The sequence below is a fragment of the Undibacterium hunanense genome, assembly GCF_014284335.1.
In the GTDB taxonomy this organism is placed as follows: domain Bacteria; phylum Pseudomonadota; class Gammaproteobacteria; order Burkholderiales; family Burkholderiaceae_D; genus Undibacterium; species Undibacterium hunanense.
On sequence record NZ_JACOGF010000083.1, the window covers coordinates 1 to 259 of the forward strand.

A 259-nucleotide genomic window follows, 5' to 3' on the forward strand; every position below is an offset into this window, starting at 1 on the left:
CCGACCGCATCATCTTCACTGATGCCAACTTCAACGGTACCCACACCATTGACGGCGGTGCAGTTGACAACAACACCACCAACAACAGCCAGAAGAACGACGACGTCATCGAACTGCGCAATGCAACCAACGCAGCCATCGGCGACTTCAACGGCATCAAAAACATCGGTAACATCGAACTGACCAACGACACAGCAGTCACCCAAGTGTCCCAGATCCAGTTGAATGACACCATCGTTGATGCCCTGGTTGACAGCTA

General features: G+C 52.5%; 1 protein-coding gene. It reads left to right on the forward strand.

The window, feature by feature from the left end; genetic code table 11:
* The coding region (locus H8L32_RS28515; protein ID WP_186951027.1) for a hypothetical protein at nt 1–259 on the forward strand (259 nt) is incomplete at both ends.